Source organism: Geobacillus sp. CX412, from assembly GCF_027942335.1.
Classification (GTDB): Bacteria; Bacillota; Bacilli; order Bacillales; family Anoxybacillaceae; genus Parageobacillus_B; species Parageobacillus_B toebii.
In genome coordinates this window covers 1538933-1553631 of record NZ_CP103461.1, presented here as the reverse complement: position 1 = coordinate 1553631, position 14699 = coordinate 1538933, and the positions used below count along the sequence as shown (strand labels likewise).

The window sequence follows — 14699 nt, the reverse complement described above, 5'->3', positions numbered from 1 at the left end:
TCGCAAAAAATAAACGGCAGCCATTTATTGCTGCCGTCTTTCGTTATTTTATTTTAGCTGCTATTCTATTGCCGCTTCTTGTACAATAAGAGAAGGAGCCTTCACGCGTTTTGTGATTTCAACTAATTGGACGTGATGCCCTTCCATTTTTAATACCTTAAATTCATAATCGCCATAGGAAATAATGCCGCCTTGTTGAATATCAAATTTTTCTGTTAAAATCCAACCACCAATCGTATCAACATCCGTATCATCGATATCCGTTCCAAGTAAGTCATTTACATCTTCAATCAATACTTTTCCATCAACAATGGTGGTGTGTTCGTTCACTTTGCGAATCATCGGAACTTCGTCAATATCAAACTCATCTTGAATCTCACCGACAATTTCCTCTAATATATCCTCAACCGTCACAAGCCCTGCTGTTCCGCCGTATTCATCAACTAAGATCGCCATATGAACTCGTTCACGTTGCATTTTTACGAGCAAGTCATGAATAGGGATGGATTCGATTACTTGTATGATTGGGCGGATATAATCACCTAACTTCTTTTCAGTGGCCTTTGGATTTTGAATACAATCCGTTAATATTTCTTTTATGTTTACCATCCCAACGATATGGTCTTTATCTCCGTCTATAACAGGATAGCGCGTATATTTTTCTTGCTTTATCGTTTCAAAATATTCCGCAATGGAACGGTTTTTATCCAGTGCGACAATTTCTGTACGCGGTACCATGACTTCTTTGGCAATCCGATCGTCAAACTCAAAAATATTGTTTACGTATTTATATTCCGACTGATTAATTTCTCCTCTCTTATAACTTTCAGATAAAATGAGTCGTAATTCTTCCTCTGAATGGGCCACTTCATGTTCGGATGCTGGTTTTAATCCAAATAATCCGGTAATGACACGAGCAGAGCCGTTTAATGCCCAAATAAACGGATACATCATTTTGTAGAAAAAGATTAAAGGTCTTGAAGATAACAACGTAATGGTTTCTGCTTTTTGAATCGCCAATGTTTTCGGAGCTAATTCACCAACAACCACATGCAAAAAGGTAATCGTTGCAAATGCAATCGCAAAAGAAAGGAAAGACGCTACGGACTCACTTAAATTCATTCGTTCAAATACAGGGTGAAGCAAATGCTCCACCGTTGGTTCACCAAGCCAACCAAGCCCCAATGCGGTAATAGTAATACCAAGCTGGCAAGCTGATAAATATTCATCCAAATTGGAGATGACTCTTTTGGCAGCCCTAGCGTTTCGATTTCCTTCAGCTATCAGTTGATCAATACGTGTACTGCGTACTTTAACAATGGCAAATTCGGATGCAACAAAGAATGCCGTTAAAGCAATTAAAACACCAACCATCAGTAAATTAACTATCTCCAATTAAGCTCTCTAGCTGTATGCAAACAGCTAGAGAATCCACCTCCTGTTAATTTGGCTATACATTTAATTTATTACATTACTCTTCTTCATTATTCCCTTGGAAGAAAATCATAACAAACTTGATTAGCTCTAACACAGAAATTAATGCCGCAGCTACATAGGTTAATGCAGCAGCATTTAAAACTTTATTCACTCCCCGTACTTCATCATTGAGAATAAATCCTTCAGCAAGAAGAAGCTTTTTGGCGCGAGAACTCGCATTAAATTCTACCGGTAACGTAATTACTTGGAATGCCACGGCTGCTGAAAAGAGAATAATGCCAAGCCCAATGAGTGAAGCTTGATGCAACAAAAACCCGCCTAACAATAGAAATGGAGCAATTCCAGAAGAGAAATTCACTACTGGAAACATACGATGCCGCAAAACTAAAGCACCGTAGGATTGTTGATGCTGAATTGCATGGCCAACCTCATGGGCAGCTACCGATACAGCAGCGATAGAACGTCCATAATAAACAGGCTCAGATAATCGAACGGTGCGTGACAATGGATCGTAATGGTCTGTTAATGTACCAGGCACCAGTTCAACGGGAACATGATATAAACCGTTGGAATCTAAAATTTTTCGTGCTACCTCAGCCCCAGTGAGAGACGAATTAGCATAGACTTCCGCCCATTTATTAAATGTACCTTTTACTTTAAATTGTGCCCAAAGTGACAGTCCAAATGCTAAAAAGATGAGAATATCCATTGGATGAAATAACATTACATTCCCCCCTTACACTACTATTGGTATTAAAATTCTTCATCTTCTCCACCAAAGAAATTGTCAAAAAATCCTTCTTCAGCTTCCCCATCAAAGCCTAGTGCTTCCTCGATGGCATCACCTACGAGTTCTTCTGCTAACATTCCTGCAAACATTCCTGCAGCAAAACCGCCAATCGCTCCCATCATGCCATGTCCGTGTCCATGCAAATGAGGAGTATGGGAATAATGAGTCATGTAAGATGATGCTGTATATTGATACGGCTGCTCGATCATTTCTTGAATTATTTCGCGAAGTTTGTCAGCTAGTATGCTTACATCGGTTAATTCTGTATATGAGAAAAAGATTTCCCGTTTTAACTCTTTCTCCTGTAAACCAAAGGCTCCTGCATGTACATCTACTTCAAGAAGCAGACGAACTCCCTCTTCTTCTAGAAATGCAAAAAACTCCACTTCTTGAACAATCTCTCTAAATTGTTCAGTTGGGAACAGTTCAAATTCTTGGCCGTACGGCTTTAGTGATCCTGAAGTTGCCTTTTCCCGGAAGCCTAATTTTTCAAAAGCAGCAAAGATTTTCTCTAATGGTAGTGGTGGAAGAATTTGCAACGCATCCTCATCTAAATGATCGATACCGCCAGCAATATCAAGGCGAGTAACAAAGGTATAGCGAATGCCATGTCTTGACATTGGAAGAGTTTTTGGTAGTTCATATGTAAATGGCAGCACTTTTCTCTCACCAGCTTGAATGACAAAAGCAGAAGCTACCGGGATCGTTGCCACTGTTTTTGTCTGCACTTGCCCGTTTTGGTTTAATGTTAACCGGAGTTCTACATCAATTTTGTTGATATCCTGTTCTACTGTCCCGCCCTCAATGAAAAATTCACCACTAATGGTCTCTCCTAACCGTACTTGAGAATGATGCAGCACAAGATTGATATTCGCAGAACCAATCCCCAGCTTCGATAAAAATTTTCTAAACATCCTTTTTATCTCTCTCCTTAAACATTTATTTTTTTAATTAATAAAAGGATCTCCTCCAAGCAATATCGCTAATGTGTGTAACAAAGCATAACCTTGTTGGGCCAATGGTTTTGTCATCAGCTTGATCTGTTGCTCATTTAATTGTTTGAGTAACGGTTTTAATTCCAACAGTTCTTCTTGAATATGTTTCATTTCTTCTTGAAGGTGCTCAATTTTATCTACAATTTCATCCGCAGCATCTGGTTGATTTTGGATAATCTGCAATCGCTCTTTGATTTCCTCCAGAGTTAAATGCTGTTTTTTTAATGCATCGATTAACCGTAAACGTTCGATACTTTCTTCGGGATAATAGCGATAATTTGTTTCGGAGCGGACAGGTTCTAGCAACCCTAATTGTGTATAATAATCAATGGTTCGTTTCGAAACGCCAGCTAATTCCGCAAGTTCACCAATTTTAAACAACTTCCCAATGAACTCACTCCCTAATATTTTTCATAATGCTAATTAGATTATATTCTTAAAAAACTGTACAGTCAAACGTTATACTGTTGATTTTTGTTTCAAATTCGTTTCAATTACTACATACGAATATATTCTGATTTTGGATTCATACAATGAAAAAAAACTAAAGAAAACCTTTAGGTCTAAAAACTAGCTCAACATTTTGATATGGAGATGAAGAGTCGATGTTTACAGTTCAGTAAAATTACCGTTCGACGATATTTTATTACTTCACTAATGGGGTTCGATTTACCTCCAAGAGACATAAGACGAATAGTTAATATTGTCTCATCTTTTACAACTCCATTTATTTTTTTTATATACCTCGTGACATCTGTCCGTTTCAAAAAGCTCCACTAGTGCATTTAATGTTTATAGATATTTATAGGAGGTGATTTTCCATGTTTTGTCCTAGACCAGTTATATGTCCACCTAGATGTGTGGTGCGCGACTGTTTCATTCCTCGTGTAGTTCCTTATATCCATCCAGTTGTACATGTTAATCGTTACAATATCGTCAATGTTCCTAGACATATTTATAGACCTATCACAAGAAACGTAGTTGTTGACCCTGGATACCCTACTCATTGCTGCTAATCAACACGAATGCCCCACTTTTATCAAGTGGGGCGTTTTGTGTAGTAACTAAGAAGAAAAAAATGATTTACACATTAATATGTGTCACACAATGCTTTTGGTGTTTGATGGAGAAGTTCTGTCAAATATGGTGGAGAAAGTAAACTTATCTCCAATAAATCCGCATGCACTTCGTCATACCCATGCGGTTATGCTGCTTGAAAGTGGAGTAGATGTCAAAACAGTTGGTGATCGGCTTGGGCATACAAAAATAAATATGACCGCCGATGTTTATTTACATGTTTCGGGGAAACAAGAGGAGGGAAATTGGAGAGATATTTAGATTAGGTGGGGAAAAGGATATATAAAGCCCCTTACAGTTCAAAAATGAACGGCAAGAGGCTGTATTGGGCGCTTTGTTAATAATAAATTTTGTTAAACCGCATTTGCCAGCCCATCTGGATTAACTATCGGCACAAACCAAATAGATGTGTTATCCAATGTTTTTCTAATACTAAAGATGCCGAGGAAGATTGAAATAATAAAATGGAGATGACAGCTCAACTCCCATCCCCATTTTTTATCTTTGGTGTTCTCTTATTTCAGTTTTATTGGTGCAATCTTGCCGTTTTCTATGGCCGCGACGCTTTGTTTCGATTCAAGCCCGCCGTCAGTTTGGTAGTCTGCTCCCCATACAAATTGGGCGAACGCTTCCAAAAATAAGAGGATGCCGATTGCTGCGATTTTATCATGAAGGGGTGGAGCGTCACGGAGTGGATAAAAGACAAGCCGTTCCATCAGTACGCCGAGCAATCCGATTGCAATCATTGAAATGATAATGGACAGCCAATACGGAAGCCCCGCCTGATTCATCACCGTTAACGTCACATAGCCGCCCATCATATAAAGCGCTCCATGGGCGAAATTCGGAATGTGCAAAATTCCGTAAACAAGCGTTAATCCTAAGGCGACCAAGCTGTAAACGCTCCCAACAGTCAGCCCATTTAACAATTGTTGGATCAATAATTCCATCCATTTCCCCCTTGGCTTAGCTTGTTTATTGAAATTTATTTGTAATTTCACGAGAACATCCGCTGGAAGCCCACTGCTTTAACTGTGGGAGGAAGGCGGGGTTTATATTTTCAGTATATATTGAATTTTTTGTTCAATATAAGTACACTGGATTTAGAAAGGTAGGTGAATCAAGAATGCTCTGCACTCTCAAGATTAAATTAATGCCAACTCTTGAACAGTTTCATGCGCTGCTGGAAACAATGAAACGGTTTAACCAAGCATGCAACTATATTAGCGAGATTGCTTTTCGCTCCAGAACCTTTTCCAAAACGAAAATCCAGCGGCTTTGCTACTATGACGTCAGGGAAAAATTTGGCCTCTCTGCCCAAATGACCGTTCGTGCCATCGGCAAAGTGTCGGAAAGCTATCGTTTGGATAAAAAAACCTTGCATAACTTTAAAGAAACCGGTGCCATCGTGTATGATGAAAGAATCCTGTCCTTTAAAGGGTTAGAGTATGCTTCCATCCTTACCTTGCAAGGAAGAATGGAAATCCCTATGGTCATTAGCCGCTACCATCAAGGTTTGCTGTGCGGCAACCGTGTTCGGGGTCAAGCCGATTTAGTCCTTCAAAACGGTATTTTTTATTTACTGCTCGTGGTGGACGTTCCCGAAGGCCAGCCCAATTCCGAAAACGGATTTATCGGTGTGGACCTTGGCATCATTAATATCGCCGTCGATAGCACCGGTGAGGTATTTTCCGGCTCGAAGGTCAACGGGCTGCGCCGCCGCCATGCGAAACTTCGCGCCAAACTCCAAAAGAAAGGCACCAAGTCAGCGAAACGCCTGCTTAAAAAGCGTTCCAAGAAGGAAAAACTATTTGCCCGTGATGTGAACCACTGCATTAGCAAGAAGATTGTTGAAAAGGCAAAGGCACTCGGATGCGGCATTGCCCTTGAAGATTTAAAGGGCATCCGCCAACGCACCGAGAAAACGGTTAAAAAGCAACAGCGTCGTCAACACTCTTCTTGGTCTTTTTATCAGTTGAGAAAGTTTATTGAGTATAAAGCGGCGATCGCTGGCGTGCCGGTGGTATTGGTTCATCCCAAAAATACTTCCCGCACCTGTCCGGTTTGCGGACATGTGGCCAAAGAAAACAGACCGTCAAGGGATCAGTTTTGTTGTCGAGCTTGTGGGTACGCTGCCCCTGCCGACAACGTGGCTGCGGAAAACATCCGCAGGGCTGCTGTCAACCAGCCGAACGCGGCAGCCAATTAGGCTAGTTGCAAGCCCACGGCTTTAGCCGTTGGGTAGTTGACATGTTTATACATGAACTGAACCATTTTTTTATCGATGCATCACTTTCAAGGAGATTGATAGACGGAAAGAGAATGGGCGGATTCTCTTTCCTCTATTTTTCCTTCAATGATTCGCGATTTTGATTCCGTTTAAAATCAAATCGACATAAATGTCTGTCAACGCTTCTTCCGATATTTCGCCATCCGGCTGAAACCAGTAATAGCTCCAGTTTGTAATGCCCAAAATGCCAAATGTAATCATATCCGGAGTCAGCATCGGCTTAAATTCCCCGCGGGCGATTCCCGCTTCGATCAACTGCTGGTAATGTTGTCGGAACGCCCGCCGCTTTGCTTTAATTTCTTGCAAATGATCTTCGTGCAAATGCCGCATTTCACGGAAGAAAATGCGTGCACTTTTCCGCCTTGCTTTAATATTGCGAATGAGCATATAGACGATTTCGTACAGTTTTTTCGTGCAGCTTTTCTCCGAATCTTGCAAAATGCGTTGTTGCTGCTCTAAAAGATCTTCTATATAGGAGATGCATATATCTTTTAGCAGCTCTTCTTTGCTTTTGAAGTAATAATAGAATGCACCTTTTGTCACTCCTATTGCTTCGACAATTTCTTGCACCGATGTTTCTTTAAACCCTTTGCGGTCGAATAGTTCAATGCTTGTTTCAATGATTTTTTCTTTCATATTGCCGATTCCTTTCATTATTTATTCTCGTTCGATAATGGTGGCGATTCCTTGCCCGCCGCCGCTTAGCACATTGCCCATAATGACATCATCAACCATTTCCGGACCGATGTTTGCCCGTCTCATCGCTTCTTTTATCACTTCCGCACCAAAAATATGCGCTGGCACGGTCGCTAATGCTCCGCCTTGTCTGGCGATCGCCGTGCGGACGGCGGAAACAATGACCGCATCTCGTTTCATGTATGCCACTCCCATTCGTTTTTATAAAAATCCCGGTAACAAAAGGGTTTTATTGTTACCGGGATGGATGTTGCAACCAATTAATAGATAGAAAACACGACTTCTCCCTTTACGACTTCTTTTCCGTCTTGATTGATAGCCGCCACATCAAAGCGCAAAGCGTGATCCTCTTTTTCTTTCACCATCGCTTTTAACGTGACGACATCATTTAAAAACACCATGGATTTAAAGCGAACGGAATAGTCTTGCACAAATCCTTCTTCATAATAAGGGGTAAACAGTTTGGCAAGATTGCCCATCGTCCACATTCCATGGGCGATAATGCCCGGCAGCCCCGCTTTTTTCGCCTCTTCGTCAATCGTATGAATCGGGTTGTAGTCGCCGGAAGCACCGGCATATTTAATGAGATCGAGGCGGGAAACAGGCGAAAGCTTCACCTCCGGCAACGACTCTCCTACTTTCAATTCACTGATTTTCGTCATACAACCATCGCCTTTCTTACTGCTTCTGTAATAATAATTGTCGATGTGGACGTGAAAATAACGTTTCCGGAAGGGTCTTCCCCGTAATTCGTGATGACTAAAAATCCAAGCTCACCCATGCTGCTTTTCTTTTCATAGTAATCTTCCACTTTTGAATAGCAATACAATTCCTCGCCAACATAAAGCGGCCTTTCATAATGAAACCGTTGCTCGCCGTGAATAAGCCCTTTGCTTGGAAGCTTCAATCCTTCAATCACGCCATAGTCAAACACTCTTGGAAATGTCGGTGGAGCGATATTTGTTTTATATCGCGATTTTTTTCCCGTTTCCTCGTCCCAGTAAATCGGATGCGGATCGCCGATCGCTTCGGCAAACTTTTTCACCGCTCCCCGCTCGACGACGTTTTTTACTTTATTGGAGCATTTTCCGATATGTTCGGCAAACATGCATCGTTTCCTCCTTATTCCGTTAACATTTTGGACCTCCGGCTACATATAGCACTTGGCCGTTAATAAAGGAAGATTTCTCATCGGCGAAGAACGCCACCGCCTGCGCGACATCTTCCGGCTTGCCGCTTCGTCCGACCGGAATGGCTGCAACGCTAGCCTGAATTAATTGTTCAAACGAAATGCCTAATCTTTCCGCCGTTGCTTTTGTCATATCGGTTTCAATAAATCCAGGAGCGACAGCGTTTGTTGTAATGCCGAATTTACCCAATTCAATCGCCAATGTTTTTGTAAATCCTTGAATTCCAGCTTTCGCCGCCGCATAGTTCGCCTGTCCGCGGTTGCCAAGCGCGGAAGTGGAAGAAACATTAATAATGCGGCCGTACTGTTTTTCAACCATGTATTTTTGGACGGCGCGCGCGCAGTAAAACGCCCCTTTTAAATGGACATCCATGACCGTGTCCCAGTCCTCATCCGTCATTTTAAACAACAAGTTATCGCGAATGACTCCGGCATTATTAACGAGAATATCAATCGAGCCAAATTGGCCAACGATTTCTTTTACCGTCGCCTCGACTTGTTCGCGATCGGTGACGCTTGCGACTTTTGCATATACTTCATAGCCTTTTTCGCGCAATTCGCTTGCAGTGGCCTGCAATGCTTCTTCATTTAAGTCAATGAACGCCACTTTCGCTCCTTCCTCGGCAAAACGCGTAACGATCGCCTTGCCGATTCCGCGGCTTCCTCCTGTAACGAATGCGACTCTTCCTGTAAATCTTTGACTCATGATTGCTTCCCCCTTTTATTCGATAACGCTTTCAACTTTTATAGAAATTGTCCCAATTTGACATGCCCTTTAAGCAGGTTTCTGGCAATAATCATGCGCTGAATTTCATCGGTGCCATCATAAATGCGCCAAAGTCTAGCCTCGCGGTACCAGAGCTCGATCGGCATTTCTTTCGTATAGCCCATGCCGCCGTGAATTTGCAGGACGCGGTCGACGACGCGGTTGCCCATGTTGGCGCCAAACAATTTGGCCATCGATGCTAAATGGCGGTTGTCTTCTCCTTGGTCGAGCGTAAACGCTGCGTTTAGCACAAGCCATTTCGCCGCTTCAATTTCGACGGCCGAATCGGCGATCATCCATTGAATCGCTTGTCTTTCCGCAATCGGCTTGCCAAACGTCACGCGTTCTTTCGCATAGTCAATCGCCATTTGCAATAGCCGTTCCGCTGCTCCAATCGCTCTCGCACCGACCATCCAGCGGGCATATCCGATCCACTCGAGCCCGAGTTTATAGCCCCCGTGCAGCTCCCCTAAAATGTTTTCTTCCGGAACGCGCACATTTTCAAAAATTAAACTGGCTGGTGTCGATGGTCCCATCGTATGTATTGGTTCAGAGCGCCAGCCCATTTCGCGGTCAACGATAAAGCAAGTAACTCCTTCTCGGCCGTTTGTCGCTTGATGGCGTTCTTTATCCGTAATGGCGATCACCATCACAAAATCCGCTTCGTTCCCGCCGGTGATAAATATTTTTTCTCCGTTTAGCAGCCATTCATTTCCGTCTTTTACCGCCGTCATTTTAATGTTTCTTGTATCCGATCCCGCACCCGGTTCCGTCATGGCAAAGCATGATTTTTTCTCGCCATTAATGGTTGGAATTAAATATTTTTTCTTTTGTTCTTCATTGGCATAATAGAGGATATTATCCGCTGCCCCCCCGAATCGGAATGGAACAAACGTTTTCGACACTTCCATCGTCACAATCGCCTGCATCACATGCCCAAGATTGGCGCCTCCGTATTCCTCTGGTGTATTGATCCCCCAAAAACCCGCTTCTTTTGCTTTTAACTGCAATTCTTTCAATTTCTCCTCAGAAAGCCCCGGCTTTCCTTCCCGTTCATTTCGCAACACTTCATTTTCTAACGGCATTAATTCTTTTTCGACAAATTTGCGAATGGCCTTTTGCACCATCCGTTGTTCATCACTAAGGCGCAAATGCATCTTGTCCCCTCCATTTTTATCTGAATTTCCATATTCATGCATATACGTATTGCCGGAAATTATACTAACCAGTTGGTATGTTAATGTTATTATATTCTAAAATTTTAAAAAATACAATATATTTTGGATTTAAAAAATAATTTCTTACCAAGAAGGTGATAAAATAAGCAGATGCAGTTGAACCAATGTTCAACGAGCATCCGCGATATATTGCTGCACTTTGGCAACTGTCTCTCCGATTCCTGCATGAATAACAATGTCAAATAAATAATCCATTCTCGTCGGTGTTTTGTTAATGATAACTTTATGAGCACGAGGAGATTCTGTGGATACATAAAACGGGATTTGGTTGACAGGTGTTACTTCAAGGCTTGTTCCCATCGCAATCAACAAATCACTATCATATGCAGCTTCGAGCGCCTCTTCGAACCGATGAACCATTCCTCCAAACAAAACAACATCCGGTTTTAAAATTTCATTGCATGTTTCCTGCTCACACCGCGGTACATCATGGCTATTAACGAACGCTAAATCATACTTTGTTTGGCATTTCGGGCATGTTGCTGTTTGCAGCGTGCCGTGTAATTCAATGACGCGCGAACTGCCTGCTTTTTTGTGCAGTCCGTCAATATTTTGCGTCAAAATCGTCACCTTTTTCCCCATGTCTTCTAATTGTTTCAAAAAGAGATGGCCTTGATTTGGCGCAAAATTTCCCATTAACTTTAATGAAAAAATGCGTTTAAATTTATGCCAGAAATCGACAGGATGTGTTTCAAAATAATATTCAGAAATATAATGCTCGACGTTTCCCTCTTGAGCATAAATACCGTTTTCGCTTCGAAAATCTGGAATTCCCGATTCGGTGCTCATTCCCGCTCCGGTTAAAACAGTAATCTTGTCAGCACTATTGATCATTTGTGCGAACTCTTTGATAGCGTCCATGCTCTCTCTCCTTTCCTGAATCAAACTCTCCCGCCACCATTTTATTTAGAGATGGGAGTTTCTTACCATCTCCATCGAAGAAGATTCTGCATAGAAAAGGCTGCCGCCTTCTACTTGATGCTGCATCGGAAGTCTTCTAAACATATTTTCGTTTTTATGAATCAAAAATTCCTGATTCATCTCCTGTCCCCTTCGTTTAGAGGTTAAAACGCAATGCCTCACAATAAGTATTGTACTCCCGATTTTTCTTTCCACAAGCAATATACTATTTTCTTCTGTCGGTGCCTCAATAAAAAAGCCCCCAAAAAGCGGGGACTTTTCTGAGTTCATTTTATGCTTTTTTTCATGAAAACAATAATAGAAACGATAAGAGAAATAATAGAGTCATGAAAAAAGCGAAAAATCTAATAAATCTCATTGGATAAATTGTCCTAAGAAAATAGGCATTATTCGCAATTTATCAACTTTTTTACTTTACCATATTATCACTTTACCAAATTAAAATAATAGTATATGATGAATAAGTAAACAAAATTAGGATGAATCATAGATTCACATCAGACCTTGCATATAAGGGGGATTATACGATGTCAACAAAAAAATGGGGACTATGGATTTTAACCGCCTTTGTCGTCGGAAATATGATTGGCGGTGGCATATTTATGATTCCGGCAAGTCTAGCGCAAGTCGCAAGCCCGATGGGATCCGCTCTTGCCTGGATGGCAACCGGATTGGGAGTTTTAACGATTGCACTCGTGTTCGGTAGCTTAGTGACAAGAAAGCCAGAACTGAAAGCAGGACCACAAAGCTACGCGCAAGCAATGTTTTCCTCTCCGAAAGCGGGAACGGTAGCAGGCTACAGCATGGCGTGGGGATATTGGGCCGCGAACTGGGCGGCAACCGCGTCTGTCATTATTTCGTTTGCCGGCTATTTAAGCACGTTTTTCCCGATTATGCAAAGCAAACACGTCTTACTTACGATCGGAACGTTTCAATTAGAGACAGGAAAAGCGCTCACTTTTGCGGTTTGCACGATCGTGTTATGGGGAATTCAATGGATTCTTACCCGCGATTTTCAACGCGCAGGAAGCATTAACATTTTGACGACGGGAGCGAAAGTCATCGGATTTCTTCTTTATATTATCGCGACCGTTTGGGTGTTTAACGCCGCTAATTTAGGTGGCGGGTTTGCATTCACGAATGAAAAAGGGCAAGCGGTGTCCGTTCCAGGCCAAATAAACGGAGCGGCGATTACGATGCTATGGGCATTTATCGGCATCGAATCGGCCGTTATGCTTTCCAACCGCGCGAAGTCGCAAAAAGATGTGAAAAAAGCGACATTGCTTGGATTACTTATTTCTGTGCTTATTTATATGGGAATCACACTGTTAACGATGGGGGCTCTTTCACAAGAACAGCTCCAGCAATCGCAAAAACCGCTCGTAGATGCGCTATACGCTGTCATCGGCAGCAACGGTGCCTACATCATGGCAATTTTGGCGCTCATTTCGTTGTTCGGCTCAACGATCGGCTGGATTGTCGTCAGCTCAGAAGTGCCTTATCAAGCGGCAAAAGAAGGATTGTTCCCTACTTTCTTTGCGAAAACGAACCGAAACAGCAGCCCTGTTCGTTCTTTGTTCATTACGAATTTCATGACGCAAATTTTTCTATTTTCGACCATATCGGGAACGGTGAACGAAGCGTACAATTTCGCGATTGTCGTCGCGACGCTCGCCTATTTAGTTCCGTATCTCGTTTCCGCTTTATATCAGCTGAAATTAATTATAACGGGAGAAACATATGAAAACGCGAAACACATTCGCATCCGAGACGGCATCATTACAACAGCGGCACTAGTGTACTCGATTTGGGTCATTAAAACCGGAACGGCTGACTGGTACACGTTTTTCTTAGGAATCGGCTTATTTGTCGCCGGGTTGGTATTATATCCATTCATCATGAAACCAAAATCGCTCGATCACAAACCGGCGGAATTAAAAGGCGCGTAAAGGGACCAACGAAAATCGCTGGTCCCTTTTGCTTCTATTTTCTTTCCACCCGCACTATTCTATCGTTGGATTATCCTCACTTTTTCCACTCAGGATCGGCTTCTTCAATATAATTCCAAAGAATCGGCTATACAAATTTCTCGAACAATAACGTTACTTTCTCCCAAACAAATTGTATTCGTTTCTTCTCTCCCTTTATTGTTGCTGAAGCGTTTCGATGATGTTCGGAATTTCCTTCAGCTCCTTTACCACAAAATCTGCATTGGCTGGTAAGAAAATGCTTCTCTCATCTTGCAAAAAGGTAAACTTTACCATAGTTCAAGCACAATTCCCTTTATTTTTTATTCGGTCAATATTACTATTCCTAGCCAATCCGTAAATGGTTAAGGAAACAAAAAATACAAATAAGACTGTAAAAGTAATGCTATAACCTATCTGATTTTCGCTGTATTTGTCATAAGCAAACATCCCCATCGCAATTGCATTAAACTGTTGAAACATCTCCAATGCGATTTCTTTATTCGGAGAACGATAAATGAGTTTCAGATCCTCCGCCATTTCGAATTGGTCTTTTTTCCGAACACAACGGAGATAGCAGCCGCTTCTCCTATTCGGCGTTCCAGCCTGTTCGATTTCGAGGAAATGTTTGATTTCTTCCCGCATAATCAGTTCTAATTTTTCTTTTACAAACTGACGAATGGCATTTTCCAGTTGATTTGCCCAGTCGACATTTGGTATACTTCTTTTAGACATAGGTAGGGTACTCCTTTCTCTAAGATTTTTGGTCCAATCAGAGAATACCCTACCTTTTTTCTTTTGGTCTAGCAAAATGCTTTACACAAACTTTTATACATCATCACAACGCGATTGCGCACAAGAAAACCATACAGCAAGCCACTTCAGCTACATATTGCTTCACATATGCCAACGCTGTAATCTGTCAAATCAGTGAAAATGCGATGGCAACTCTTGTGCATTTTGACAAGAAGATATTGTCATCCTTTCTCATGATGTTTTTGTAAGAAAATGATCACCAAAAAATGGATTCGAACTATTTGGCTCTACTCCTTTCGACAAGAAAACAATTTTTGGAAAAAAATCATGGCCTCCCCTTGAAAAAGGGAGGCCTTCGTTTATTCCACATCATAACCTTGTTCTTCAACAGCTTCTTTCAATTGGGCAATGCTGACTTTCGTTTCATCGAAATCGACATCGACCGTGCCTTTTTCCAAATGCACTTCGACGCGGTTGACTCCTTCTAACTCTTGAAGAGCGTTTGTGACCGCCATTTTGCAATGGTTGCATGTCATTCCTTGTACTTGTAATGTTGTTGTCATGATGTATTCCTCCT

General features: G+C 41.9%; 15 protein-coding genes and 3 pseudogenes. 3 read left to right on the top strand and 15 right to left on the bottom strand.

The genetic code is table 11. From position 1 onward, the window contains the following. Positions 1-60: 60 nt before the first annotated feature. From NXM86_RS08290 to NXM86_RS08275, 4 genes are all read right to left on the bottom strand, one after another. Positions 61-1395, bottom strand: a complete 1335-nt coding sequence (locus NXM86_RS08290; RefSeq protein WP_328269292.1) for a hemolysin family protein — start codon at positions 1393-1395, stop codon at positions 61-63. A 76-nt stretch (positions 1396-1471) separates the two neighbouring features. Continuing rightward, entirely contained in the window at positions 1472-2161 is a 690-nt protein-coding gene (locus NXM86_RS08285; protein ID WP_328269293.1) for a zinc metallopeptidase, read from the bottom strand. Positions 2162-2190: 29 nt separating this feature from the next. Next, complete coding sequence (locus NXM86_RS08280) at positions 2191-3141, bottom strand: sporulation protein (RefSeq protein ID WP_498958892.1); 951 nt, start codon at positions 3139-3141, stop codon at positions 2191-2193. Between the two features lie 33 nt (positions 3142-3174). After that, positions 3175-3603: a MerR family transcriptional regulator gene (locus tag NXM86_RS08275; protein WP_498958891.1), complete on the bottom strand. Its 429-nt coding sequence runs from the start codon at positions 3601-3603 to the stop codon at positions 3175-3177. Between the two features lie 762 nt (positions 3604-4365). Between NXM86_RS08275 and NXM86_RS08270 the strand changes: the two genes are divergently transcribed. Next, positions 4366-4560: a tyrosine-type recombinase/integrase gene (locus NXM86_RS08270; protein ID WP_233131699.1), complete on the top strand. Its 195-nt coding sequence runs from the start codon at positions 4366-4368 to the stop codon at positions 4558-4560. A 329-nt stretch (positions 4561-4889) separates the two neighbouring features. Here the strand turns inward: NXM86_RS08270 and NXM86_RS08265 are convergent. Next, a pseudogene (locus NXM86_RS08265) lies at positions 4890-5249 on the bottom strand (branched-chain amino acid ABC transporter permease); the annotation flags it as partial. 176 nt (positions 5250-5425) lie between these two features. Here NXM86_RS08265 and NXM86_RS08260 point away from each other — a divergent pair. Next, complete coding sequence (locus tag NXM86_RS08260) at positions 5426-6508, top strand: RNA-guided endonuclease InsQ/TnpB family protein (protein ID WP_015863580.1); 1083 nt, start codon at positions 5426-5428, stop codon at positions 6506-6508. Between the two features lie 144 nt (positions 6509-6652). Here the strand turns inward: NXM86_RS08260 and NXM86_RS08255 are convergent, their stop codons facing one another. The 8 genes and pseudogenes from NXM86_RS08255 to NXM86_RS08220 all read right to left on the bottom strand — a co-directional run bounded on the left by NXM86_RS08255 (position 6653) and on the right by NXM86_RS08220 (position 11519). Beyond that, positions 6653-7225, bottom strand: coding sequence for a TetR/AcrR family transcriptional regulator (locus NXM86_RS08255; protein WP_498958890.1), 573 nt, complete (start codon positions 7223-7225; stop codon positions 6653-6655). Between the two features lie 54 nt (positions 7226-7279). Then, a pseudogene (locus tag NXM86_RS08250) lies at positions 7280-7465 on the bottom strand (thiolase family protein); the annotation flags it as partial. Positions 7466-7545: 80 nt separating this feature from the next. Then, positions 7546-7947 (bottom strand): MaoC family dehydratase, encoded by a 402-nt coding sequence (locus NXM86_RS08245; protein ID WP_015863965.1) that lies wholly within the window; start codon positions 7945-7947, stop codon positions 7546-7548. Continuing rightward, complete coding sequence (locus tag NXM86_RS08240) at positions 7944-8393, bottom strand: MaoC family dehydratase N-terminal domain-containing protein (RefSeq protein ID WP_309218151.1); 450 nt, start codon at positions 8391-8393, stop codon at positions 7944-7946. The genes NXM86_RS08245 and NXM86_RS08240 overlap by 4 nt, the downstream gene beginning before the upstream one ends. Before the next feature lie 22 nt (positions 8394-8415). Next, the gene (locus NXM86_RS08235) at positions 8416-9180 is read right to left on the bottom strand and encodes a beta-ketoacyl-ACP reductase (RefSeq protein WP_498958888.1); all 765 of its coding nucleotides are present in this window, start codon (positions 9178-9180) and stop codon (positions 8416-8418) included. A 38-nt stretch (positions 9181-9218) separates the two neighbouring features. Beyond that, positions 9219-10397 carry an acyl-CoA dehydrogenase family protein gene (locus NXM86_RS08230; protein ID WP_498958887.1) on the bottom strand — a complete coding sequence of 393 codons (1179 nt, stop codon included), beginning with the start codon at positions 10395-10397 and terminating at the stop codon, positions 9219-9221. A gap of 189 nt (positions 10398-10586) precedes the next feature. Continuing rightward, entirely contained in the window at positions 10587-11339 is a 753-nt protein-coding gene (locus NXM86_RS08225) for an NAD-dependent protein deacylase (protein WP_081189784.1), read from the bottom strand. Between the two features lie 45 nt (positions 11340-11384). Further along, positions 11385-11519, bottom strand: coding sequence for a hypothetical protein (locus NXM86_RS08220; protein ID WP_281255489.1), 135 nt, complete (start codon positions 11517-11519; stop codon positions 11385-11387). 407 nt (positions 11520-11926) lie between these two features. Here NXM86_RS08220 and NXM86_RS08215 point away from each other — a divergent pair, with 407 nt between their 5' ends. Next, a complete protein-coding gene (locus tag NXM86_RS08215; protein ID WP_171699168.1) occupies positions 11927-13348 on the top strand; it encodes an amino acid permease in 1422 nt (473 codons plus the stop codon). 585 nt (positions 13349-13933) lie between these two features. On the opposite strand, the pseudogene NXM86_RS08210 reads toward NXM86_RS08215, so the two are convergent. Next, positions 13934-14101, bottom strand: a pseudogene (locus NXM86_RS08210) (IS256 family transposase); the annotation flags it as partial. A gap of 380 nt (positions 14102-14481) precedes the next feature. Next, complete coding sequence (gene copZ / locus NXM86_RS08205) at positions 14482-14685, bottom strand: copper chaperone CopZ (RefSeq protein WP_015863983.1); 204 nt, start codon at positions 14683-14685, stop codon at positions 14482-14484. Between the last annotated feature and the right edge of the window lie 14 nt (positions 14686-14699).

Excerpts from the sequence above, each read along its gene's own strand:
- NXM86_RS08285 (WP_328269293.1), bottom strand. The coding sequence starts at position 2,161 with ATGTTATTTCATCCAATGGATATTCTCATCTTTTTAGCATTTGGACTG.
- NXM86_RS08280 (WP_498958892.1), bottom strand. The coding sequence starts at position 3,141 with ATGTTTAGAAAATTTTTATCGAAGCTGGGGATTGGTTCTGCGAATATC.
- NXM86_RS08270 (WP_233131699.1), top strand. The coding sequence starts at position 4,366 with ATGGTGGAGAAAGTAAACTTATCTCCAATAAATCCGCATGCACTTCGT.
- NXM86_RS08260 (WP_015863580.1), top strand. The coding sequence starts at position 5,426 with ATGCTCTGCACTCTCAAGATTAAATTAATGCCAACTCTTGAACAGTTT.
- NXM86_RS08255 (WP_498958890.1), bottom strand. The coding sequence starts at position 7,225 with ATGAAAGAAAAAATCATTGAAACAAGCATTGAACTATTCGACCGCAAA.
- NXM86_RS08245 (WP_015863965.1), bottom strand. The coding sequence starts at position 7,947 with ATGACGAAAATCAGTGAATTGAAAGTAGGAGAGTCGTTGCCGGAGGTG.
- NXM86_RS08240 (WP_309218151.1), bottom strand. The coding sequence starts at position 8,393 with ATGTTTGCCGAACATATCGGAAAATGCTCCAATAAAGTAAAAAACGTC.
- NXM86_RS08235 (WP_498958888.1), bottom strand. The coding sequence starts at position 9,180 with ATGAGTCAAAGATTTACAGGAAGAGTCGCATTCGTTACAGGAGGAAGC.
- NXM86_RS08230 (WP_498958887.1), bottom strand. The coding sequence starts at position 10,397 with ATGCATTTGCGCCTTAGTGATGAACAACGGATGGTGCAAAAGGCCATT.
- NXM86_RS08225 (WP_081189784.1), bottom strand. The coding sequence starts at position 11,339 with ATGGACGCTATCAAAGAGTTCGCACAAATGATCAATAGTGCTGACAAG.
- NXM86_RS08220 (WP_281255489.1), bottom strand. The coding sequence starts at position 11,519 with ATGAATCAGGAATTTTTGATTCATAAAAACGAAAATATGTTTAGAAGA.
- NXM86_RS08215 (WP_171699168.1), top strand. The coding sequence starts at position 11,927 with ATGTCAACAAAAAAATGGGGACTATGGATTTTAACCGCCTTTGTCGTC.
- copZ (WP_015863983.1), bottom strand. The coding sequence starts at position 14,685 with ATGACAACAACATTACAAGTACAAGGAATGACATGCAACCATTGCAAA.